This is a genomic window from Bisbaumannia pacifica (assembly GCF_007989625.1).
GTDB lineage: Bacteria > Pseudomonadota > Gammaproteobacteria > Pseudomonadales > Halomonadaceae > Bisbaumannia > Bisbaumannia pacifica.
In genome coordinates this window covers 47,028-68,975 of record NZ_BJUK01000016.1, presented here as the reverse complement: position 1 = coordinate 68,975, position 21,948 = coordinate 47,028, and the positions used below count along the sequence as shown (strand labels likewise).

At 67.2% G+C, this 21,948-nt stretch carries 23 protein-coding genes and 4 tRNA genes; 18 read left to right on the top strand and 9 right to left on the bottom strand.

Translation table 11 applies throughout. The features are described 5' to 3' along the window. Positions 1-80 precede the first annotated feature (80 nt). Positions 81-2,036 carry a methyl-accepting chemotaxis protein gene (locus HPA02_RS08860; protein WP_146802821.1) on the top strand — a complete coding sequence of 652 codons (1,956 nt, stop codon included), beginning with the start codon at positions 81-83 and terminating at the stop codon, positions 2,034-2,036. 14 nt (positions 2,037-2,050) lie between these two features. Here HPA02_RS08860 and HPA02_RS08855 read toward each other — a convergent pair whose 3' ends face one another. The 3 genes from HPA02_RS08855 to HPA02_RS08845 form a co-directional block, all read right to left on the bottom strand. Continuing rightward, complete coding sequence (locus HPA02_RS08855; RefSeq protein WP_146802820.1) at positions 2,051-3,199, bottom strand: DUF294 nucleotidyltransferase-like domain-containing protein; 1,149 nt, start codon at positions 3,197-3,199, stop codon at positions 2,051-2,053. Positions 3,200-3,349: 150 nt separating this feature from the next. Beyond that, a complete protein-coding gene (locus HPA02_RS08850; protein WP_146802819.1) occupies positions 3,350-3,643 on the bottom strand; it encodes an HlyU family transcriptional regulator in 294 nt (97 codons plus the stop codon). An 89-nt stretch (positions 3,644-3,732) separates the two neighbouring features. Then, complete coding sequence (locus HPA02_RS08845; RefSeq protein ID WP_146802818.1) at positions 3,733-4,953, bottom strand: argininosuccinate synthase; 1,221 nt, start codon at positions 4,951-4,953, stop codon at positions 3,733-3,735. Between the two features lie 207 nt (positions 4,954-5,160). Between HPA02_RS08845 and rnt the strand changes: the two genes are divergently transcribed. Then, positions 5,161-5,826 carry a ribonuclease T gene (rnt, locus tag HPA02_RS08840; RefSeq protein WP_146802817.1) on the top strand — a complete coding sequence of 222 codons (666 nt, stop codon included), beginning with the start codon at positions 5,161-5,163 and terminating at the stop codon, positions 5,824-5,826. An 84-nt stretch (positions 5,827-5,910) separates the two neighbouring features. On the opposite strand, the gene HPA02_RS08835 is transcribed toward rnt, so the two are convergent. After that, the gene (locus tag HPA02_RS08835) at positions 5,911-6,255 is read right to left on the bottom strand and encodes a Grx4 family monothiol glutaredoxin (protein WP_146802816.1); all 345 of its coding nucleotides are present in this window, start codon (positions 6,253-6,255) and stop codon (positions 5,911-5,913) included. A gap of 335 nt (positions 6,256-6,590) precedes the next feature. On the opposite strand from HPA02_RS08835, the gene argF reads away from it, so the two are divergent. Next, entirely contained in the window at positions 6,591-7,511 is a 921-nt protein-coding gene (gene argF, locus HPA02_RS08830; RefSeq protein WP_146802815.1) for an ornithine carbamoyltransferase, read from the top strand. A gap of 171 nt (positions 7,512-7,682) precedes the next feature. Here argF and HPA02_RS08825 read toward each other — a convergent pair. Then, positions 7,683-7,758, bottom strand: a tRNA-Ala gene (locus HPA02_RS08825). Positions 7,759-7,999: 241 nt separating this feature from the next. Here HPA02_RS08825 and uvrY point away from each other — a divergent pair. The 8 genes from uvrY (at position 8,000) to nadB (ending at position 14,304) form a co-directional block, all read left to right on the top strand. Beyond that, on the top strand, positions 8,000-8,650 hold the full coding sequence (gene uvrY, locus HPA02_RS08820; RefSeq protein ID WP_146802814.1) for a UvrY/SirA/GacA family response regulator transcription factor: 651 nt from the start codon (positions 8,000-8,002) through the stop codon (positions 8,648-8,650). A 135-nt stretch (positions 8,651-8,785) separates the two neighbouring features. Beyond that, the gene (gene uvrC, locus HPA02_RS08815; RefSeq protein WP_146802829.1) at positions 8,786-10,600 is read left to right on the top strand and encodes an excinuclease ABC subunit UvrC; all 1,815 of its coding nucleotides are present in this window, start codon (positions 8,786-8,788) and stop codon (positions 10,598-10,600) included. 62 nt (positions 10,601-10,662) lie between these two features. After that, on the top strand, positions 10,663-11,211 hold the full coding sequence (gene pgsA / locus HPA02_RS08810; protein ID WP_146802813.1) for a CDP-diacylglycerol--glycerol-3-phosphate 3-phosphatidyltransferase: 549 nt from the start codon (positions 10,663-10,665) through the stop codon (positions 11,209-11,211). Positions 11,212-11,273: 62 nt separating this feature from the next. Further along, positions 11,274-11,348, top strand: a tRNA-Gly gene (locus HPA02_RS08805). A 39-nt stretch (positions 11,349-11,387) separates the two neighbouring features. Then, positions 11,388-11,461: transfer RNA gene (locus HPA02_RS08800), tRNA-Cys, on the top strand. Positions 11,462-11,490: 29 nt separating this feature from the next. Then, positions 11,491-11,577, top strand: a tRNA-Leu gene (locus tag HPA02_RS08795). A 40-nt stretch (positions 11,578-11,617) separates the two neighbouring features. Continuing rightward, positions 11,618-12,736, top strand: a complete 1,119-nt coding sequence (locus HPA02_RS08790; RefSeq protein ID WP_146802812.1) for an FUSC family protein — start codon at positions 11,618-11,620, stop codon at positions 12,734-12,736. After that, positions 12,733-14,304, top strand: coding sequence for an L-aspartate oxidase (nadB, locus tag HPA02_RS08785; protein ID WP_146802811.1), 1,572 nt, complete (start codon positions 12,733-12,735; stop codon positions 14,302-14,304). The genes HPA02_RS08790 and nadB overlap by 4 nt, the downstream gene beginning before the upstream one ends. On the opposite strand, the gene HPA02_RS08780 is transcribed toward nadB, so the two are convergent. Continuing rightward, positions 14,301-14,702 carry a protein YgfX gene (locus tag HPA02_RS08780; protein ID WP_146802810.1) on the bottom strand — a complete coding sequence of 134 codons (402 nt, stop codon included), beginning with the start codon at positions 14,700-14,702 and terminating at the stop codon, positions 14,301-14,303. The genes nadB and HPA02_RS08780 overlap by 4 nt on opposite strands. After that, positions 14,662-14,955 (bottom strand): FAD assembly factor SdhE, encoded by a 294-nt coding sequence (locus HPA02_RS08775; protein ID WP_146802809.1) that lies wholly within the window; start codon positions 14,953-14,955, stop codon positions 14,662-14,664. The genes HPA02_RS08780 and HPA02_RS08775 overlap by 41 nt, the downstream gene beginning before the upstream one ends. A gap of 191 nt (positions 14,956-15,146) precedes the next feature. Here HPA02_RS08775 and HPA02_RS08770 point away from each other — a divergent pair, with 191 nt between their 5' ends. The 3 genes from HPA02_RS08770 to lapB are packed head-to-tail and all read left to right on the top strand — an operon-like array spanning position 15,147 to position 16,982. After that, positions 15,147-15,443, top strand: a complete 297-nt coding sequence (locus HPA02_RS08770; RefSeq protein WP_146802808.1) for an integration host factor subunit beta — start codon at positions 15,147-15,149, stop codon at positions 15,441-15,443. A gap of 51 nt (positions 15,444-15,494) precedes the next feature. Further along, positions 15,495-15,800 carry a LapA family protein gene (locus HPA02_RS08765; RefSeq protein ID WP_146802807.1) on the top strand — a complete coding sequence of 102 codons (306 nt, stop codon included), beginning with the start codon at positions 15,495-15,497 and terminating at the stop codon, positions 15,798-15,800. Continuing rightward, positions 15,801-16,982: a lipopolysaccharide assembly protein LapB gene (gene lapB, locus HPA02_RS08760; protein ID WP_146802806.1), complete on the top strand. Its 1,182-nt coding sequence runs from the start codon at positions 15,801-15,803 to the stop codon at positions 16,980-16,982. 38 nt (positions 16,983-17,020) lie between these two features. Here the strand turns inward: lapB and pyrF are convergent, their stop codons facing one another. After that, positions 17,021-17,722 carry an orotidine-5'-phosphate decarboxylase gene (gene pyrF / locus HPA02_RS08755; RefSeq protein ID WP_146802805.1) on the bottom strand — a complete coding sequence of 234 codons (702 nt, stop codon included), beginning with the start codon at positions 17,720-17,722 and terminating at the stop codon, positions 17,021-17,023. Between the two features lie 197 nt (positions 17,723-17,919). Here pyrF and HPA02_RS08750 point away from each other — a divergent pair, with 197 nt between their 5' ends. Further along, positions 17,920-18,186 (top strand): ComEA family DNA-binding protein, encoded by a 267-nt coding sequence (locus tag HPA02_RS08750; RefSeq protein WP_146802804.1) that lies wholly within the window; start codon positions 17,920-17,922, stop codon positions 18,184-18,186. Positions 18,187-18,232: 46 nt separating this feature from the next. Here HPA02_RS08750 and HPA02_RS08745 read toward each other — a convergent pair whose 3' ends face one another. Further along, on the bottom strand, positions 18,233-18,994 hold the full coding sequence (locus tag HPA02_RS08745; RefSeq protein ID WP_146802803.1) for an SDR family oxidoreductase: 762 nt from the start codon (positions 18,992-18,994) through the stop codon (positions 18,233-18,235). 173 nt (positions 18,995-19,167) lie between these two features. Here HPA02_RS08745 and HPA02_RS08740 point away from each other — a divergent pair, with 173 nt between their 5' ends. The 3 genes from HPA02_RS08740 to groL all read left to right on the top strand — a co-directional run bounded on the left by HPA02_RS08740 (position 19,168) and on the right by groL (position 21,889). After that, on the top strand, positions 19,168-19,677 hold the full coding sequence (locus HPA02_RS08740; RefSeq protein ID WP_146802802.1) for an FxsA family protein: 510 nt from the start codon (positions 19,168-19,170) through the stop codon (positions 19,675-19,677). Between the two features lie 214 nt (positions 19,678-19,891). Then, positions 19,892-20,185 carry a co-chaperone GroES gene (locus HPA02_RS08735; protein WP_146802801.1) on the top strand — a complete coding sequence of 98 codons (294 nt, stop codon included), beginning with the start codon at positions 19,892-19,894 and terminating at the stop codon, positions 20,183-20,185. 66 nt (positions 20,186-20,251) lie between these two features. Next, a complete protein-coding gene (gene groL, locus HPA02_RS08730) occupies positions 20,252-21,889 on the top strand; it encodes a chaperonin GroEL (protein ID WP_146802800.1) in 1,638 nt (545 codons plus the stop codon). The last annotated feature ends 59 nt before the right edge of the window (positions 21,890-21,948 follow it).

The window sequence follows — 21,948 nt, the reverse complement described above, 5'->3', positions numbered from 1 at the left end:
CCATCGCACCAAGAAGATCGCTCCCCCGAGGCGACAGCCAAGCGGCCGGCGTCCTACCGCTTATCGACAAGGGCACACATATGCATTGGTTCTCCCGCTTATCCTTGACACAGAAGCTGCTCGGCGCCTTGGCCCTGCCCCTTTTGCTGGCCTGCCTGGCCCTGGGCATCATCGTCAAGACGCAGCTCAACGCCAGCGTCCCCACCATGATGGCGGAGTCCGCCGAGCGGCAGCTGACCGCCCGGGCCGACGAGATCGGCCAGTGGATCGACGGCTATCGCCGGTGGCTCGACGGCCTGGCCCGTGACGAGCGCCTGACCGATGGCGCCCCGGTGGCCACGCGCCAGGCCTGGCTGGCCGAGCGCCATCCGGGTGAGGCCGGCCTGGAGTCCTTCTATGTGGCGGATGCCGACGGCGACGTCATTACCCACACCGGGACTACCGTCAATATCACCCACCGGGACTACTTCCAGGCCCTGGTGACCCAGGGCAGGGCCGAGCGACTGCTGGTGGACCCGGTGATCTCGGTGGTCAGCGGACAGCCGACCGCCGTCTTCGCCCAGGCCCTGGTCGATGAGCGGGGCCAGCGGGTCGGCTTGCTGGGCACCACCCTGACCATGGAAGCGGTCTCCGAGATCACCTCGCGCATCTCCCTGGGCGAAGGCAGCTACGGCTACCTGGTCGACAGCAGCGGCACCGTCGTCGCCCACCCGGACGCCGAACTGCGCATGAACCTCAAGGTGACCGAAGCGGAGAGTATCGGCTTTCAGGGCGCCAACGCCCTGGGCCGCGAGATGCTGGGCGGCGAAGCGGGCCATGGCCGGGTCACCTCGCCCGAGGGCGAGGCCGTCTCCCTGCTCTGGCAGCCGATCCCCGGCACCGACTGGACCCTGGTCATGGCGGTCCCCGAGCGGCTCTTTACCGCCGTCAGCCGCGAGCTGCTCACCTCACTGCTGCTCGCCGGCATCGTGATCCTCGCCGTGCTGCTGGTGATCCTCGGCGTCAGCACGCGCCGCGCCCTGGCGCCGATCAGGCAGACCGCCCAGGCCATGGCGGATATCGCCAAGGGCAAGGGCGACCTGACCCGCCGCCTGGCGGTCAAGAGTCAGGACGAGGTGGGCGAACTGGCGGTGCAGTTCAATGCCTTCGTCGAGCGCATGCAGCACACCCTGCAGCAAGTGCGCGGCAACGCCCGTCAGGTACTCGACGGGGCCAGCGACATGGCCGACGGTACCCAGGAGCTTTCCTCGCGCACCGAGCAGGCCGCCGCCAACCTCCAGGAGACCTCCGCCTCCATGGAGGAGATCCACTCCACCGTGACCCACACCACCCAGGCCGCCGAACAGGCCAATGGCCTGGCGCTGACGGCCGCCGGTACCGCCGAGCAGGGCAGCGAGGCGATGCAGCAGGTGGAGGCCAAGATGGCCGCCATCAATGACTCGGCAACCCGCATCAGCGAGATCATCGGGCTGATCGACTCCATCGCCTTCCAGACCAATATCCTGGCGCTGAACGCCTCGGTGGAGGCGGCCCGGGCCGGCGAACAGGGCCGCGGCTTCGCGGTGGTGGCCGGCGAGGTACGCAACCTGGCCAGCCGCAGCGCAGAAGCCGCCCAGGACATCCGCGGCCTGATCGATGCCTCGGTACGCCATACCCAGGAGGGCGATGGCCTGGTCAAGGACGCCGCCGAGCGCATGCAGGCGATTCGCCAGAGCGTGACTCAGGTCGCCGACGTGATCGCCGAGATCACCGCCGGTGCCCGGGAGCAGACCACCGGCATCGAGCAGATCAATACCGCCGTGGCGGAGATGGATACCGTGACCCAGCAGAATGCCACCATGGTCAACCAGAATGCCGGCCTGGCCAGTACCATGCGCGAGAATGCCCAGCGCCTGGATCGGCTGATGGCGGAGTTCGTGCTCGGCGAGGATGGCCCGGCCCTGGAGCGCCGCCCCTCGGCGCCGTCTCCCGCCTTGCCGGCCCGCCCCGGCGCGCCGCGTCAGGACACGCCCGAGCCGGAGTGGGAGGCCTTCTAGGTCCCCTTACCGCGCTACGCCTGCCGCCGCCCCTGCCGGGCGGCGGCCCTGGCCAGCTTGATCAACGCCCGCACCCGCCCCAGGTCGTGACGCAGCAGCAGTCGCTCCGCCTCGTCCAGGCGCGCCATATCGATCCAGCCATCCGCGGCTCGCCCCTGGGCCAGGCTCTCCCGCTGGGCGCGCAGCAGCAGAGCCTGACAGCGCGACAGCACCCCCTGCAGGGCCTGCGCCTGCGCCGCCTCCAGCCCCTCGCGCCCCACCAGCTCGGCCAGCCGTCCATGGCTATCGACGCTGCGACAGCCATGACACCAGGCCAGCAGGCGGGTGGCATTGACCAACGGCAGCAGGCCGCGGCGCTTGAGATCGAAGGCCCGCTCGTGGGGCGCCTGATCATCCACCACCAGGCGCCCGAAGCGCTCCAGCAGCGGCGGCGACTCCTCGAGCAGCGTGGCCATCTCGTCGAGGAAGAGCCCGGCCCGGGGCACCAGCTCCAGCGCCTTGTCGCGCAGCGCCTCGGCCAGGCCCGCCTCGCCATAGACCGGGAAGAAATCGAGCAGGATGGTGGCCTGCTGCACCCGCTTGACCCGCCGCTCGGCGGTCCAGATCTCCAGTTGCCTGCCCCACTCCTCCAGGCGCTTGCGCCACAGCGGCCAGCGCGCCATCACCTGCCCCCGACACAGCGGGATCCCCGCCGCGTCGAGGCGCGACGTAAAGCGCTCCCCCAATTGCTGGAAGTAGCCGTCGATCTCGGTATGGCGGGCATCGGGATAGGCGTCGAGGATCATGGCGTTATCCTGATCCGGCCCCAGCAGGCTCTCGTGACGGGCCCCGGAGCCCAGGGTCAGGACGCAGAAGGTCACCGGCGGCTCGCCCCAGCCCTGGAGCCGCATCTCGGCCAAGGCCTCCTCGATGGCACGGCGATAGAGCCAGTCATTATGATCGCTGAGCAGCTCGGCGATGCGCGATGCCGGCAGCTCCAGTCGGGCCAGGGCCGCCACCAGGGTCGGCTGCCAGGCCTTGGCCTCGGCCAGGCTCGGCTCGGGCCCCAGCGCCGTCAGGGCATCACTCAGGGGGGTCAGCGGCTCGGGCCAGCCCGAAGGGTCAGGGGGAAAGGCCCCGGCGAAGAGGGTCCGCCAGGGGGAAGGACGTTGCAGCAGGCGCATGGGCTCTCCTCGTCGGCACTGCCCGCAGTGTAGCGCCCGAGGAAAGACTTGCCTGTTGGGCCAAAGACCAAGTCAGCGGGCGTCGAACATCGCCTCGCCGATCTCGTCGATGCCGTGGCTGTGGCCTGTGGCCTTGGCAGGGCGCGAATATCAACGCGGCTCGAACATTGCCTCGCCGATCTCATCAATAAAGCGCTGCGCCTTGCCGATCATCAACTGTTCGCAGGCCTCCCGGCCGGGCACCATATCGGAGCGCTCGAAGCGGTGCTCCCTGACTTCACCGCCCTCCACCGGCAGGCGGATCCAGCCGCTGACCCGATACTGGCCCGCGACCTCCTGGCAGTCGGGGGTGATCCGATAACCGCGATACTCCACCGGCTCCACCTCGGGGACCGCCTTGGCCTGCCCCTGACCGAAGAGCCCGGATAACAGCTTCTTTAGCATATGCTGCTCCTTGTCGATACCTTAAACGACGGCGACGCCGGCCGGGGCCGACGTCGCTGAGTCTTCGAGCTGAAGGAATGCCCCCAGCCTTAGTCTTGCTTACGACCCTTGCCGGCGGCGATCCGCAGGCGCAGGGCGTTGAGCTTGATAAAGCCCTCGGCATCCTTCTGATCGTAGGCGCCGGCATCGTCCTCGAAGGTGGCGATGGACTCGTCGAACAGCGACTCGGCGGACTGACGACCGACCACGGTGGCGCTGCCCTTGTAGAGCTTGATGCGCACCACGCCGGAGACGTTGTCCTGGGTGGCGTCGATGGCGGCCTGGAGCATCTTGCGCTCCGGGCTCCACCAGTAGCCGTTGTAGATCACCTTGGCGTACTTTGGCATCAGCTCGTCCTTGAGGTGGGCCGCCTCGCGGTCCAGGGTCAGGGACTCGATGGCGCGGTGCGCCTTGAGCATGATGGTGCCCCCCGGGGTCTCGTAGCAGCCGCGGGACTTCATGCCGACGTAGCGGTTCTCGACGATATCCAGGCGGCCGATGCCGTTGGCGCCGCCCAGCTTGTTGAGGGCCTCGAGCACCTCGTGGGGCTTCATGGCCTGGCCATCGATGGCGACGATATCGCCTTTCTCGTAGGTCAGCTCGATATAGGTGGGCTGGTCCGGGGCGGCCTCCGGGGAGACGCTCCAGCGCCACATGTCTTCCTCGGCCTCGGCCCAGGGATCCTCGAGGATGCCGCCCTCGTAGGAGATATGCAGCAGGTTGGCGTCCATCGAGTAGGGGGATTTCTTCTTCTTGGAGGAGAAGTCCACCGGGATGCTGTGCTCGTCGCAGTAGGCCATCAGCTTCTCGCGGGAGTTGAGGTCCCACTCCCGCCAGGGGGCGATCACCTTGACACCGGGCTTGAGGGCGTAGGCGCCGAGCTCGAAGCGCACCTGGTCGTTACCCTTGCCGGTGGCGCCGTGGGAGATGGCGTCGGCGCCGGTCTCGTTGGCGATCTCGATCAGGCGCTTGGCGATCAGCGGACGGGCGATGGAGGTACCCAGCAGGTACTCGCCCTCGTAGATGGTGTTGGCCCGGAACATCGGATAGACGTAGTCGCGTACGAACTCCTCGCGCAGGTCCTCGATGTAGATCTCCTTGACGCCCAGGGCCTGGGCCTTGGCGCGGGCCGGCTCGACCTCTTCCCCCTGACCGATATCGGCGGTGAAGGTCACCACTTCGCAGTTGTAGGTCTCCTGCAACCACTTGACGATAACTGACGTGTCCAGGCCGCCGGAGTAGGCGAGAACGACCTTCTTGACATCGGACATTCGGGGCTCCTTGGTGAATCGACTCATGCAAGACGCTGCGGCGGAAAAGCCTGCCACAGCCTGGGGGTTTCGAGCGCCTCAGTATAGCGCCCTTGGTCGGCGTCGAATACCGCCGCCTGGCGCCAGGCGGGGGCAAAGATGCTAGAATCCGCCCCACCCGGGCGGTCCATCGCCAGGGACGAACATGAATTGGCAAGGGAGAGGGGCATGAGCGAGGCAATCGCCCGCGAAATGATGGCGCAGCGCTTTCGGAGTTTTCTGCCGGTGGTGGTGGACATGGAGACCGGTGGCTTCAATGCCGAGAGCGATGCGATCCTCGAGATCGCCGCCGTGACCCTGAGCATGGACCCGGAAGGCAACCTGATGCCGGACGCCACCTACGCCTTCCATGTGACCCCCTTCGAGGGCGCCAATGTGGAACAGTCGGCGCTGGACTTCACCGGCATCAAGCTCGACGATCCCCTGCGCCAGCGGGTCGCCCTCGGCGAGGCGGAGGCGCTCGGCGAGATCTTTCGCCCGGTGCGCAAGGCGGTCAAGGCCAATGGCTGCACCCGGGCCATCCTGGTGGGTCATAACGCCGCCTTCGACCACGGCTTCCTGAATGCCGCCGTCAACCGCTGCGGCATCAAGCGCAACCCCTTCCACCCCTTCTCCAGCTTCGATACCGCCAGCCTCTCCGGCCTGGTCTATGGCCAGACGGTGCTGGCCCGCGCCTGTCGCGCCGCCGGCATCGCCTTCGACAACACCGAGGCCCACTCGGCCCGTTACGACACCGAGCGCACCGCCGAACTGTTCTGCGCCATCGTCAACCGCTTCAAGGACCTGGGGGGCTGGAACCTGGCCCAGCGAGAGCAGGGCCTGGAAGAGGTCTAGGGCCGGCGGGATAGCCGCCTAATGCAAATCGCCCCCATGGCCAGGCCATGGGAGCGATTGTCTTCCGGCGTTCCGCTGACGACCTCAGGCTTCCGGCTGGTCGTCCTTATGCTTGGCGGCGGTGGCCTTGATCAGGGTCTCCAGTTCGCCGTTCTGGTACATCTCGACGATGATATCGCAGCCGCCGACCAGCTCGCCGTCGACCCACAACTGCGGGAAGGTGGGCCAGCTGGCGTACTTGGGCAGCTCGGCGCGAATATCCGGGTTATCGAGGATATTGACGAAGGCGAAGCGCTCGCCGCAGGACATCAGCGCCTGCACCGCCTGGGCGGAGAAGCCGCACTGCGGCAGTTGGGGAGAGCCCTTCATGTAGATCAGGATGGGGTTTTCGCCGATCTGCTGCTTGATGGTGTCGATGGTGGTGCTCATGGGGATTCCTTCTCGACGGTGACTGTGAGCTTGGCGCCCATTCTACTGATCCCCGGCGGCGAAAACAGCCCCGGCGCGACACCCACCCCGCCACGGCGCCCCCTTTCAGTTGGAATGACTGAGGGGCGCTGGGGGCAGGACAGAGCGGGGGGTTTTTGCCAGGGATGGCAAAAGTAGCGCCCAGGGAGGGGTTTACAGCGCCCCGCGACGGCCTGCCCCCAGGGTAGCCCCGATCCACCGAGCAGAAAGTGTACTTACCTGCGCTAGCCCTGCCCCCACGCGTTGCGCCGCACCGCCCGGCTAGCTAGGATGGTCGTTTTACGCGGAGAGACACCATGGCGGCACGCCATTTCCTGACCCTGCTGGATCTGAGCCCCGAGGAGCTCGCCTACCTGATTCGTCGGGCCATCTCCATCAAGACCGGCCTCAAGACCCAGGGCCCCACCTATACGCCCTTCGCCAACCGCACCCTGGCGATGATCTTCGAGAAGTCCTCGACCCGCACCCGGGTCTCCTTCGAGACCGCCATGGCGCAGTTCGGTGGCCACGCCCTCTTCCTCTCGTCCCGCGACACCCAGCTGGGTCGTGGCGAGCCGGTCGGCGACACCGCCCGAGTGCTCTCGGAAATGGTCGACGCAGTGATGATCCGCACCTTCTCCCACCAGGGCCTGGAGGCCTTCGCCGCCGCCAGCAGCGTGCCGGTGATCAATGCCCTGACCGACGACTATCACCCCTGCCAGCTGCTCGCCGATGTGATGACCTGGACCGAGCTGCGTGGCAACGTGCGCGGCAAGACCGCGGTATGGATCGGCGACGGCAATAACATGTGCCACTCCTGGATCAATGCCGCCCGCCAGTTCGACTTCCAACTGCGCATCTGCTGCCCCGAGGGCTACGAGCCTCGCGAGGATATCCTCGCCGCCGCGGGCGATCGGGTCAGCCTGGTTCGCGATCCTCGCCAGGCGGTGGATGGCGCCGATCTGGTGACCACCGATGTGTGGGCCTCCATGGGCCAGGAGGAGGAGCAGGCCAAGCGCGAACGGGACTTCGCCGACCTCCAGGTCACCGAGGCACTGCTCGATCTGGCCAAGCCGGACGCCCTCTTCCTACACTGCCTGCCCGCCCACCGCGGCGAGGAGATCAGCGAGACCCTGCTGGATGACCCCCGCGCCGTGGTCTGGCAGGAGGCCGGCAACCGGCTCCATGCCCAGAAGGCCCTGCTGGAGTTCCTACTGCTGGGCAAGGTGGACGGCTAGACGGGCCCCAGCCCCCTTAACGCAAGAGGCCGGTCCTGCTAAGCAGGGGCCGGCCTCTTGCGTGGTACGCTTCCGTCGTCTCGCTCACTGAACCACCGAATCGAAACGGCGACGAAACAGCAACGACGAAAAAAGCCACCGCGCTAGACGGTGGCTTTCCTTCGATTCGGTTGGTGGAGCCTAGCGGGATCGAACCGCTGACCTCAACACTGCCAGTGTTGCGCTCTCCCAGCTGAGCTAAGGCCCCACACTGAATGTCTGTAGCGTCATTCGGGCTGTCGCTGCTGGCGTCTCCCTCAGCGACGAGGCGAATATTACGCCTCCCTCCTGAAACCGTCAACCCCTTTTTCGGAATTAATCGTCATTTGCTGATCTTGGGCCCTTCCCCTGCTAGATAGCGCCCCTAAATGAAGCTAAGCTAGGGCATTCATGGACGAGGCGCGACACGCCCGTCATCGAGACGACTCAACTGCCATCGGGGTATCGCTTTGATCAGGGTCATTGTCGCAGATGATCATCACTTGGTGCGCACCAGCATCGCCCGGATGCTGGATGCCGAAGAGGGCATCACGGTGGTGGCGGAAGCCGCCGACGGCGAGGAAGCCATCGCCCAGGCGCGCCAGCACCGTCCCGATATCGTATTGATGGATATCCGCATGCCCGGCATCGGCGGACTGGAAGCCACCCGCAAGATCATCAAGGGAATGAGCGATATTCGGGTCTTGGTACTGACCGCCTACCTCGAGGACGCCTTCGCCCAGCGCCTGCTGGATGCCGGCGCCAGCGGCTTTATCTCCAAGGGCACCGAATTGCCGGAGATGGTCAACGCCGTGCGCAGCGTCTTCGCCGGCCAGCGCTATATCAGCCCGGAAATGGCCCAGCGCCTGGCCCTGTCGCGGATCAGCATTCAGGACAATCCCTTCGACCAGCTCTCCCAGCGCGAGCTGCAGGTGGCGATGATGATCGTCAACTGTCACAAGGTCAGCGATATTTCCGATCGCCTCTTCCTCAGCCCCAAGACGGTCAACACCTACCGCTACCGCATCTTCGAGAAGCTCGAGGTGCACTCCGACGTGGAGCTGACCCACCTGGGGCTGCGTTATGGGCTGGTGGAGGGCTACCAGACCAACGACTCCTAGGCTAGGCCTGAAAACTGCTCTGCCTGCCGACCCAGAGGCTCGGGGGCGGTGCCTCCCGAGCCATCGGCCAGAGCCGGCCGGCCACGAGGTCCCCGACTCTGATATGCTGGCCGCAGACACAGCGGCATGACCTCCATGAGTTTCGATTCCAAGCGTTTTCTCAAGACCATCGGCCAGGGCCCCGGCGTCTACCGCATGTATGACGACGCCGGCGATACCCTCTATGTGGGCAAGGCCAAGCGCCTGAGGGCACGGCTGGCCAGCTATTTCCGTGGCACCCTCAATGCCAAGACCCAGGCCCTGGTGGCGCGTATCGCCGATATCCGGGTCACCTTGACCCATAGCGAGACCGAGGCCCTGCTGCTCGAGCAGACCCTGATCAAGGAGCTGCGTCCGCCCTATAACATCCTACTGCGGGACGACAAGTCCTACCCCTTCGTCTTCGTCAGCGATCGCCACCCCTATCCGGCGCTGGAGTACAAGCGCGCCCGACGGCGCCGCGATGACGGCCGCTACCTGGGGCCCTATCCGAGCAGCGGCGCGGTGCGCGAGAGCCTGTCGCTGATGCAGAAGATCTTCCGCATCCGCAACTGCGAGGACAGCGTCTTCGCCCATCGCTCGCGGCCCTGCCTGCAGTACCAGATTCAGCGTTGCAGCGCCCCCTGCGTGGGGCTGATCGACGAGGCCAACTACCGCCGCGACCTGGAGCATGCGGTGCTCTGCCTGTCCGGCAAGAGCGAGCAGGTCACCGACGAACTGACCCGCGCCATGGAGGCCGCCAGCCAGGCGCTGGCCTTCGAGGAGGCGGCGCGACTGCGCGATCAGATTCAGCAGCTGCGCCGCCTCCAGGCCCGCCAGTACGTGGACACCGGCGGCGGCGACGCCGACCTCTTCGCCCTGGCGGAGCGCCCCGGCGGACTCTGCGTGGCGGTGCTCACCATCCGCCAGGGGCGCATGCTGGGCGTCAATCACCACACCCCCGATAATGGTCTCGACCTGGCCCCGGAGGCGCTGCTCGGCGAGCTGGTCAGCCAGTATTACCTGGGCTCCGCCCGCGAGGTCCCCGAAGAGGTGATCACCGGCCTGGCCCTGCCCGATGCCGACCTGCTCCAGGCCGCCCTGAGCCAGCAAGCCGGACGCCGGGTGCGCCTGACCCATCAGGTGCGCGGCCACCGCGCCCAGTGGCTGGGACTGGCCCAGACCAATGCCGAACAGCACCTGGCCACTCAACTGGCCAACCAGACGGAGCTGGCGCGACGCTTCGAGGCCCTGCGCCAGGCCCTGGGCCTGGCGGCCGCCCCCGCCCGCCTCGAATGCTTCGATATCAGCCATAGCCAGGGCGAGGCGACCATCGCCTCCTGCGTGGCCTTCGGCCCCGACGGCCCGCTGACCTCCGACTACCGCCGCTACGCCATCGAAGACATCGCCCCCGGGGACGATTATGGCGCCATGCATCAGGCGCTGAGCCGGCGCTTCAAGCGCCTGGCCGAGGGCGAAGGCAAGCGCCCCGACCTCTTGGTGGTGGATGGCGGCAAGGGGCAGCTGCGCATGGCCCGCGAGGTGCTGGAGGCGTACGGCCTGAGCGAGATTCGCCTGCTGGGGGTCGCCAAGGGCAGCACCCGCAAGGCGGGACTGGAGACGCTCTTCCTGGAAGGCGCCGAGCGGCCCCTGGCCCTGGAGGCGGACTCCCCGGCCCTGCACCTGATTCAGCATATTCGTGACGAATCCCACCGCTACGCCATCGCCGGCCATCGCGCCAAGCGCGACAAGGCGCGGCGCACCTCGACCCTGCAGGCGATTCCCGGCGTGGGCCCCAAGCGGCGTCGCGAACTGTTGCGCTTCTTCGGCGGCCTGCAGGGCGTCCGCCAGGCCAGCCGCGACGAGCTGTCACGGGTGCCCGGCATCAGCGACGCCCTCGCCGAGACCATTTATCAGGCCCTGCATGGATGATCCCCGCCCCCGCGGGTAGAATGGCCCTTTCGACTCTCCCGGCAAGGACACGCGACCCGACGATGAACATCCCCAACCTACTCACCCTGGCCCGCATCGCGTTTATCCCCCTGCTGGTGGTCATCTTCTACCTGCCCTATGGCTGGAGCCTGCCGTTGGCGGCGACCCTCTTCGCCCTGGCCTCGATCACCGACTGGCTGGATGGTTACCTGGCCCGGCGCTGGGACCAGGCCACCCCCTTCGGCGCCTTCCTCGACCCGGTGGCCGACAAGCTGATGGTGGCGGTGGCCCTGGCCCTGCTGATCGAACGCTACGAGAGCCTCTGGCTGACCCTGCCGGCGCTGGTGATCATCGGCCGCGAGATCGTCATCTCGGCGCTGCGGGAGTGGATGGCCGAGATGGGCAAGCGCGGCCTGGTGGCCGTCTCCTGGATCGGCAAGGTCAAGACCACCCTGCAGATGGTGGCCCTGCTGCTGCTGCTGGGCTTCCTGCCCGGTTCGCCGGTGGCTCAGTTGGGGGTCGTGACCCTCTATGCCGCCGCCGCCCTGACCCTGTGGTCCATGGCCCAGTACCTGCGTGCCGCCTGGCCGCACCTGAGCCGCTCGATGTAAGAAAGATCGCAATAACTGTTTGACAGACACGCAGTTATCCGTATAATTCGCTCTCGAGTCAGGCGGGAATAGCTCAGTGGTAGAGCATCGCCTTGCCAAGGCGAGGGTCGCGAGTTCGAATCTCGTTTCCCGCTCCATTTTCAAGCAAGAGTGATGAAAATGGCCCGACTCAGTGAGGCTGGATGGCAGAGTGGTTATGCAGCGGACTGCAACTCCGTGTACGCCGGTTCGATTCCGACTCCAGCCTCCATTTCTTGACTTCCCCTGCTCGAACCTCCCGCCCGGATGGCGAAATTGGTAGACGCAAGAGACTTAAAATCTCTCGGTGGCAACACCGTGCCGGTTCGAGCCCGGCTCCGGGCACCATCATCGATTCGATGAGCCATTCGCTCCGGGGCACTCCTCGATGAGATCGTTTCGCCTTCGCGACCCCTACGTCAACTACCGCCATCGACGGCCCATTCATGCGCTGCGAATCTGTGCCGCGGTAGCGATCACCTACCTGATCATCACGCTCTTGCCGATCCCCCACGGCAGCTGGGCCCTGGTCAGCACCGCCATGGTAATGGGCAACCTGCCGCATATCGGCGGCGTCCTGGACAAGGCCAAGCAGCGCCTGCTGGGTACCGTCACCGGCGTCGGCTGGGGCGTCCTGATCACCCTGGTCCCCGACCCGCCCCCGGGCCTGCTACTCGGCTGGCTACTGCTGGGCATCGCCCTGGCCACCTATATCACCTTCGGCAAGCGCCACGCCTACGGCGGCCTGATGTTTACCATCAGCCTGCTGCTGGTGGCCGGCGACGGCCACCAGGACCTGACCCTGGCCCTGTGGCGGGGCTTCGATGTGCTGCTGGGCACCTGCGTGGGCCTGACGGTGACCCTGCTGTTGCTGCCCCAGAAGGCCACCGATGTGTTGCGCTTCCTGATGGCCGACAACCTGGAGACCATGGCCCGGCTCTATCAGGCCCACACCGGCGCCGCGGCCGGGGTCGACCCCTCCGCCCGGGAGGCCCTCAAGACTACCAGCGGTCTACTGGTCAAGCAGCGCGGCCTGATCGATGCCATTCATAGCGAGGGGCGCCTGCGACGTCGCGATCTGGACAGCCTGATCTCCCTGCAACGGCGTATGCTCTCCACCATCGAGCTGCTGCTGGAGAGTCACTGGAACACCCGCTCGGGGCATGAGCGCATCGACGCCATGACGGGCCTCAGAGAGACCCAGCATAGCCTGGCGCGGGTCCTCGGCAGCCTGGCCTATCAGGTGCGCACCGGTCAGCCCATTCAGGTGGACGGCATCACCTTCGACCTGCAGCGCTACGGCGATCAGGCCCAGGGGGGACGCACCGAGGATGGCCGCCTGCTGTTCAGCCCCAGCGGCTACCTGTGGCTGAATCGCGAACTGGCGCGCCTGACCCAGACCCTGGCCGAGGAGCTCGGCAAGCTGCGGCGACTCCCCAGCCAACGCCTGCGGCGACGCGCCGCGCGGCACCCCCAGATCATCGACAAGACGAAGGGCCGCCCATGACGATACCCGCCGAACGCGTCCTGGTCATCGGCGGCGGCGTCGCCGGCCTGGCCCTGGCGCTGGACCTGGCCGATCACCGCCCGGTCACCCTGCTGCGACCGGCCAGCGATGACGCCGGCGCCAGCCGCTGGGCCCAGGGCGGCATCGCCGCCGTGCTGGCCCCCGACGACGATATCGCCTCCCATGTGGCGGATACCCTGGTGGCCGGAGCCGGCCTGTGCGACGAGGCCGCGGTGCGCTTCACCGTGACCCAGGGGCCCGCGGCCATCGACTGGCTGCTCGCCCTCGGCGTGCCCTTTACCCCGGACCCGCGCCCCGAGGCCCCCTACCCCTACCACCTGACCCGCGAAGGCGGCCACGGCGCCCGGCGCATCATCCACGCCGCGGACGCCACCGGGCGTGCGGTCATCGAGACCCTGGTCGCCCGGGTCCAGGCCCATCCTGGCATCACCCTGTGCCCGTCGCTCACCGCCATCGGCCTACTTCATGACGCCGACGGCGCCTGCCGCGGCGCCCGCTGCCTGGACGAACGGGGGGGAGAGACGCTCCTGCTGGCCGGCGATACGGTGCTGGCCAGCGGTGGCGCCAGCGGCCTCTATCGTCACACCACCAGCCCCGCCCCGACCCGGGGCGAGGGCATGCTGATGGCCGCCGAGCTGGGCGCCCGGCTGATGAACCTGGAATTTCAGCAGTTCCACCCCACCTGCCTCTATGATCCCCAGGGCGCGCCCTTCCTGATCAGCGAGGCGGTACGTGGCGAGGGAGGCATCTTGCGCAACCTGGCCGGCGAACGCTTTATGCCGGCCCTCGATGATCGGGCCGAGCTGGCGCCGCGGGATATCGTCGCCCGGGCCATCGACGCCCAGATGCAACACGAAGGCGGCGAGCATGTCTGGCTGGATATCAGCCACCTGCCGGCCGCGACGATCCGCCGCCTCTTTCCCACCATCCAGGCGCACTGCCTGGCCCGCGGCCTGGATATCGCCCGGGCGCCGATCCCGGTGGTGCCCGCCGCCCACTACAGCTGCGGCGGCGTGGTCACCGACCTGAATGGCGCCACCGAGGTGGCCCACCTTTATGCCATCGGCGAGGTGGCGGCCACCGGCCTGCACGGCGCCAACCGCATGGCCAGCAACTCGCTGCTGGAGTGCCTGGTGTTCGCCCGGGCCGCGGCCCGAGCCCTGCGTCGACCGTCCGGCGAGTGGCAGGCACCACGCCCGGCGTCACCTTCCCGCGGCACGCCCCCCTCGGCGGCGAGTGTCGCCGCCCTCCAGGGCGAGCTGGGGGAGATCATGAGCCGGCGCGTGGCCATCGTTCGTGACGACGCCGGCCTAGCCAAGGCCGAGGCGCAACTGCGCGAACTCGGTGAGCGGGTGACCGCCGAGTGGCGACATCACGCCCCCACCGCGGCCCTAGCCAGCCTCTGGCACTCGCTGCGCCTGGCCCGCCTTACCGTGCGCCTGGCCCAGGCACGCCGGGAATCCCGGGGGCTGCACTACAATCGCGACTGCCCGAGCGGCGCCGCCGAGCCCCGGCCCTCCTTTATCGGCCTGGACGCGCTCGACTAGAGCATCCCGCGACGCACGACCAGCAGCCGCCGCAGCCGACGCCGCGCCTCGGGGGCGGCGCTATCCGGCCATACCCAGAGCCGTCGCGCCCCCAGGCGCAGGCCGATCAACCAGGGCCCCAGGTAGTCGCAGTCCAGTCGGACGCGTCGCCACTCGCCCCGCGGCTCGGCCCACTGCCACTCCCCGCCATCGCCCAGCGGCACGAAGCGCAGCCGCCCCTGCGGCCGCCGCCGAGCCAGCCACCCCAGCCCGACCACCAACGACAGCGCCGCCAGGGCGGCAATCCCCGGCGGCGCTTGCCAGACCAACAGCAGGATAACGCCACCGCCGCTCAGCAACGGCGGCAGCAGCGCCCACCTAGAGGGCGCGAAACTGATCGCGATCGCCGTGCTCGGCATGCTCGATGATCTGCGCGACGATGCGACGCAGCGCCGGCGCTTCGGGGGGCTCACGGCGCATCAGCCAGACGAACAGGTCCTGATCCTCCTCCTCGAGCAGGGCCCGGTAGGCGGCACGATCGTCGGCATCCAGGCCGTCATAGCGCGTCTCGAGAAAGGGGAGCAGCAGCAGATCCAGCTCCCACATCCCACGCCGGGAGTGCCAGTGGAGCCGCTTGCGTTCGACGTCTTCGGAGGGGGTCGCTTCGCTCAAGGGAGAACCTCGGACAAGTCTTCGATGGGTGTGGCGACAGTATAACCGAGGTGGCACCGACAAGCAGAACCCCGACCGTCGCCGGCCCGCCTCGACCACTGTGTTGTAGTTCGTTGTTTTATCACGATTTGCACAGTATGCTGAGAACAAACAAGAACCGTAGACCCGGCATTGCCCTTGGAGAAGCGCCGATGACCAAGTCCGAGTTGATCGAGCAGATCGCCATGCGACAGCCAGAGCTGTCGATCAAGGAAGTCGAGGCCGCCGTACGCATCATTCTCGACGACATCACCAATGCCCTGGCCGACGGGGGGCGGGTCGAGATCCGCGGCTTCGGCAGCTTCTCCCTGCACTACCGGGAGCCGCGCGTCGGCCGCAATCCCAAGACCGGCGACCCGGTCGCCTTGGACGGTAAATTCGTGCCACACTTCAAGCCCGGCAAGGAGCTGCGCGAGCAGGTCAATGCCAGCCGTGCCCTGGGGTACTGAGGGCGAAGGGCGCCCCGCGCCATGACGACAGACAAGATCGAAGGAAGCTCCATGCGTTGGTTAAAAGGCGTGATCCTAGCCGTCATCCTGATCGTGGTGCTGCTGGTCGGCATTCTCTTTGCCGTCAACAACCAGCAGGCCGTGCCCCTCAACCTGATCTGGCTCGACCTCCCGCCCGCCTCGCTGTCGGTCTGGCTGCTGGCCGCCCTGACCTGTGGCGTATTGCTGGGCATGCTGGCCATGAGTGGCGTCTACCTGCGCCTGCGCACTCGGCTGACCCGCGCCCAGCGACACAACCAGCAGCAACGCAAGGAGCTGGACCAGCTGCGCGTCCAGGAGCTCAAGGAACTGCCGTAAATGATGGACCTTCTGCTGCTGGCCCTGTTGTTGGCAGCGGTCGCCATCGGCTGGTGGCTGGGCCGGGGCAGCGTGGCTGGCAACGACGAGACGACCTCCCAAACACGCCTCTCGCGCGACTACTTCGTGGGCCTCAACTACCTGCTCAACGAAGAGCCGGACCGGGCCATCGAGACCTTCGTCGGCGCCCTGGAGGTCAACAGCGACACCATCGAGACCCATATCGCCCTGGGCAGCCTGTTTCGCGCCCGGGGCGAAGCCGATCGCTCGGTGAAGATTCATCAGAACCTGCTGGCCCGCCCCACCCTGACCCCCGCCCAGGGGCAGCGAGTGCAGCTTGAGCTGGCCCGGGACTTCCTCAAGCTCGGCCTGCACGACCGCGCCGAGCGACTGCTCCAGGGGATCACCCGCGAGGCCCAGGACGAGGAACTGCGCCTGGCCGCCAAGCGCCTGCTGGTCGACCTGCTGGAGCGGGAGAAGGCCTGGCAAGCGGCCCTGGAGGTGGCGGTGCCGGAGCTGGTGCGCGAGCAGGAGGAGCTACGCCGCGCCGCCAGTCACTGGCTCTGCGAGCTGGCCGAGCAGGCACTGCAGCAGGCCAGCCCCGGTCCCGCTCGCAAGCAGCTGCGCCAGGCGCTCGGCATCGACCCGCAATGCGTGCGCGCCACCTGGCTGCTCGCCCGGCTGGAGCATGACACCGGCCACTACAAGGCCGAGGCCAAGCTGCTCAAGCGAATTCCCGACCAGGACCTCGACTTCAGCCCCATTATCCTCGAGCCCCTGGCGGAGGCCTATCGTCGCCTGGAAGATCCCCAGGGGTTCGAGGACTACCTCACGACCCTAATCGAGCGCGCGCCCTTTACCAGCGCCCTGTTGGCCCTGGCCAGGAGCCGCCAGCACCACGAGGGCAATGCCGCCGCCGAGGCGCTGATTCGCGAGCAGCTGCTGCGTACTCCCAGCCTGCGGGCGCTGGACTACCTGATGGATCTCTATGCGCGTAGCGCCGACGCCGAAGAGCGCGAGCGCGTCGAGCTGCTCAAGCAGCACACCGAGGCGCTGCTGGCCCGGCACCCGCGTTTCCGCTGTCGACGCTGCGGTTTCTCGGGAGAGCGCCTGCACTGGCAATGCCCCAGCTGCCGCGAATGGGGCACCACCAAGCCGGTCACCGGCATCGAGGGAGAGTGACTGCACCGGCACCGAGGGGGAGTAACGAAGGGACGGCGTCAGGCGTCGGCCAGCTCGGTCTCGATAGCGGCCAGGGCCGCCATGGGGTCCTCGGCCTGGGTCACCGGCCGCCCCACCACCAGGTGCGTACTGCCCGCCGCCATGGCCTGGGCCGGGCTCAGGATGCGCCGCTGATCCCCCGCCTCGGCGAAGCTCGGCCGAATCCCCGGCGTCACCTTGAGGAACGCCTCGCCGCACAGCTCCCGTAGCCGCGCCGACTCCTGGGCCGAGCAGACCACGCCATGCATGCCGCTGTCCTGGGCCAGGCGTGCCAGGCGCTCCACCTGCTCGGCCGGCGAGACGCTCACCCCCACCTCGGCGAGGTCGGCCGCCTCCATGCTGGTCAAGACGGTGACCGCGATCAGCTGGGTCGCGAGAGCGTGGCGCTCGAGCCGCTCGCGAGCCGCCTCCATCATCCGCCGCCCGCCCCCGGCATGCACATTGACCATCCAGACGCCCTGCTCCGCCGCCGCCTGGACGGCGCCGGCCACGGTATTGGGAATATCATGGAACTTGAGGTCGAGGAACACCTCGAAGCCGCGGCCATGCAGGGCCTCCAGCACGTCGGGCCCACTGCGGGTAAACAGCTCCTTGCCCACCTTGAGCCGGCAGCGGCTCGGGTCGAGCCGGTCGGCCAGGCACAGGGCGGCGTCCAGGGACGGGAAATCCAGGGCAATGATCAGGGGGGAGTCGGTGGACATGGGGCGGGCGTCTCCTCGGCGCGTTGATAGGGCGCCTCAGTATACCAGCCGCACCGGGGCGCGTCGGCCCGCACGCGCCGCCAATCGCCCACGGAGAAGATCGCTAAAGGCTGACAGCACGGCGGAGGTCAGGGGCTAGGGTTAATTTGTAACCCACCGGTTACACAAGAACCTCTAACCCTTAGGGAGGATAGGCAATGAAAGCAACCCTCAAGGGGCTGGTATTCGCCCTGCTACTGGGCCTGGCCCCGCTGACCCTGGCCCAGGAGATGGCCCCGATCAATGTCAATCAGGCCGATGCGGAGATGCTCGCCGAACTGCCCGGCATCGGCCCCAGCAAGGCCCAGGCCATCATCGAGGATCGCGAGAGCAACGGCCCCTTCAGCGACCCCGACGACCTGACCCGGGTCAGCGGCATCGGTCCGGCCACCGTGGAGGCCATGCGTGATCAACTGGAGTTCTGAGCCGCTCCCGGGGGCACAGGCCCCCGGGCTTCTTCTTTCCTCCTTCTCAGATCCTCAGGCCACCATCACATTCGATGACGCGACCAGTGAAGTAGGCGTTATTGAAGATAAAGGCCACGCTCTCGGCGATATCTTCCGGCTGCCCCAGCTTGCCCAGGGGAATGCCGCGGGCGATCTTCTCGAGCATCTCCGGGCGAATCGCCGCCGTCATGTCGGTTTCGATAAAGCCCGGCGCCACGGCACCCACCCGCACCCCGTGACGCGCCAGCTCCTTGGCCCAGGTCACGGTCAGCGCCGTCACCCCGGCCTTGGCCGCGGCATAGTTGCTTTGTCCCATGTTGCCGGCCTGGGAGATGCTGGAGATATTGACGATCACCCCGCCCCGACCCGCCTCGACCATCTGCTGGGCCGCCGCCTGGCCACACAGGAAGACCCCGGTCAGGTTGACGTCGATAACCTGCCGCCACTGACTCAGCGAGAGGCCTTTCTCGACCTTGCCGTCCTTGGCCTTGATCAGCAGGCCGTCGCGGGTGATACCGGCGTTATTGACCAACCCCTGCACGGGCCCCATCCGCTCGGCGATATCGGCGAAGGCCTGGGTCACCGAGGCCTCGTCGGCCACATCGGCGACGAAGGCTTGGGCCTCGATGCCCGACTCGGCCAGTGCCCCCACGGCGCTATCCAGGGCCTCGGCCTCGCGATCCAGGAGCGCCAGTCGCGCACCCTGGCGACCCAGCCGCTGGGCCATCGCCAGCCCCAGCCCGCGTGCGCCACCGGTAATGGCGATCACCGTCTTGTCCATCGACATCCGTCTTCTCCTCATCGTCAGGGAGCGGCGCGGGGCGAACCCGCCCGCCCGTAATTTTGTGCAATGCAGCAACCCATATAAGCTAGCATGCCCAGGTGAAATCGCCCAGGCGGCGCCTTGAAAACCCTCCCGCCTCCCCCCATCTCCTGGCTATTGCGATGCCCGGAGGCCTCATGCCGTTTCTGCTCTTCTTTACCCTCTTCGCCCTGCTCGACTTCGTGATCCTCTTCTCGGTGGGCAGCCAGATCGGCTTGCTGACCACCCTGCTGATGGTGCTGGCCACCGGCTTTATCGGCCTGCACCTGATCCGCCGCGAGGGCGTGGCCACCCTGGCCCGAGCCCAGGAACGCTTCGCTCGCGGCGAAGTACCCACCGGCGAGCTGCTCACCGGGGCGGCCCTGATCTTCGGGGGTGCCCTGCTGATGGCGCCGGGCTTTGTCTCCGACGGCCTGGGCCTGCTGTGCCTGATACCCGATGCCCGGCGACTGCTCGGCAAGGGACTGGCGCGTCTCGGGCTGCGCTTCCAGGCCGCCTCGATGGGCGCCGGGGGTCGCCGGCACCATCAGCCGGCCGACGACTGGCACCAGGCCGGACGCGATAGCGGCGAGTACAGCGCTCGGACCACCCCCGAGGACGGCCCCCTGGAGGGCGACTTCATTCCCCGGGGCGACGCGCGCCGCTGATCAGTGCTCCCGAATGAAAAAATTTTCTTCCGGGGCCTTGAAAGCCATTCACCCGCCCCCACTGTTGGGCTAGCAACGGTTTCGGCTCGGCGCCCCGGCGACGAGCCAACGACACGGAAGGCATTCGCCTTCACTTCGCGGCCCCGCTGCGGAGCCGATAACGACCACCGTCACGCCAGGCGTGACATAGCCAACCATCAGGAGTACGTGAGCAATGAACATCCGTCCTCTGCACGATCGCGTCGTCATCCGTCGCGTGGAAGAAGAACAGAAGACCGCAGGCGGCATCGTGCTTCCGGGCAACGCCCAGGAAAAGCCGACGCGTGGCGAGGTTCTCGCCGTCGGTAACGGCCGGATTCTCGATAACGGCGAAGTGCGCCCCCTGGACGTCAAGGTCGGCGACACCGTGATCTTCAAGGAAGGCTTCGGCGTCGAGAAACAGAAGATCGACGGCGAAGAAGTCCTGATCATGAGCGAGTCCGACATCCTCGCCGTGGTGGAAGGCTAAGCCCCAGAGCCCGCCAAACGACGTTTGCGTTCTTGTTTGACAACCGATGCATAGGAAGTAACGAAAATGGCAGCGAAACAGGTCAAGTTTTCCGACGACGCCCGTAAGCGCATGGCTCGTGGCGTGGACGTCCTCGCCAACGCCGTGAAGGCCACCCTGGGGCCCAAGGGCCGCAACGTGGTGCTGGAGAAGTCCTTCGGCGCCCCCACCGTCACCAAGGACGGCGTCTCCGTGGCCAAGGAGATCGAACTCAAGGACAAGTTCGAGAACATGGGCGCCCAGATGGTCAAGGAAGTCGCTTCCAAGACCTCCGACGTGGCCGGCGACGGCACCACCACCGCCACCGTGCTGGCTCAGGCCATCGTCAATGAAGGCCTCAAGGGCGTGACCGCCGGCATGAACCCGATGGATCTCAAGCGCGGCATCGACAAGGCCGTGATCGCCGCGGTCAAGGAGATCCAGGCCCTGGCCGTGCCGTGCACCGACTCCAAGGCGATCGCCCAGGTCGGCACCATCTCCGCCAACGGCGACGCGCGCATCGGCGAGATCATCGCCGAGGCCATGGAGAAGGTCGGCAAGGAAGGCGTGATCACCGTCGATGAGGGCCGTGGCTTCGAAGACGAGCTGGAAGTCGTCGAGGGCATGCAGTTCGATCGCGGCTACCTCTCGCCGTACTTCGTCACCAACCAGGACACCATGGCCGTCGAGCTGGAAGATCCCTTCCTGCTGCTGGTCGACAAGAAGATCTCCAACATCCGCGAGCTGCTGCCGGTGCTGGAAGCCGTCGCCAAGGCCGGCAAGCCGCTGGTGATCATCGCCGAGGACATCGAAGGCGAGGCCCTGGCCACCCTGGTGGTCAACACCATGCGCGGCATCGTCAAGGTCGCCGCCGCCAAGGCGCCGGGCTTCGGCGATCGTCGCAAGGCCATGCTGCAGGATATCGCCATCCTGACCAACGGCACCGTGATCTCCGAGGAAGTGGGCCTGACCCTCGAGCAGGCGACCCTGGACCACCTGGGCAGCGCCAAGCGCGTGACCATGTCCAAGGAGAACACCACCATCATCGATGGCGCCGGTGCCGAGGGCGATATCGAAGCTCGCGTCAACCAGATCCGCGCCCAGATCGAGGAGACCTCCTCCGACTACGATCGTGAGAAGCTCCAGGAGCGCGTCGCCAAGCTGGCCGGCGGTGTCGCCGTGATCCGCGTCGGTGCCGCCACCGAAGTGGAGATGAAGGAGAAGAAGGCTCGCGTCGAGGACGCCCTGCACTCCACCCGCGCCGCCGTCGAGGAAGGCGTGGTGCCTGGTGGCGGTACCGCCCTGGTCCGCGTGCTGACCAAGGTGGCCGGCCTGACCGGTGACAACGACGACCAGACCCACGGCATCACCCTGGCCCTGCGCGCCATGGAAGCCCCGCTGCGTCAGATCGTCACCAACGCCGGCGAAGAGGCCTCCGTGGTCATCAACCGCGTCAAGGACGGCGAGGGCAACTTCGGCTACAACGCCCAGACCGGCGAGTTCGGCGACCTCTTCGAGATGGGCGTGCTGGACCCGGCCAAGGTGACCCGCACCGCCCTGCAGTCCGCCGGCTCCGTGGCTGGCCTGATGATCACCACCGAGTGCATGGTGGCCGATGATCCGGAAGAGAAAGAAGCCGCCGCTCCGGACATGGGCGGCATGGGTGGCATGGGCGGCATGATGTAAGCCGACCCGGGCAACCCGCCTGACCGACCCCGCCGGCTCGCGCCGGCGGGGTTTTTTTA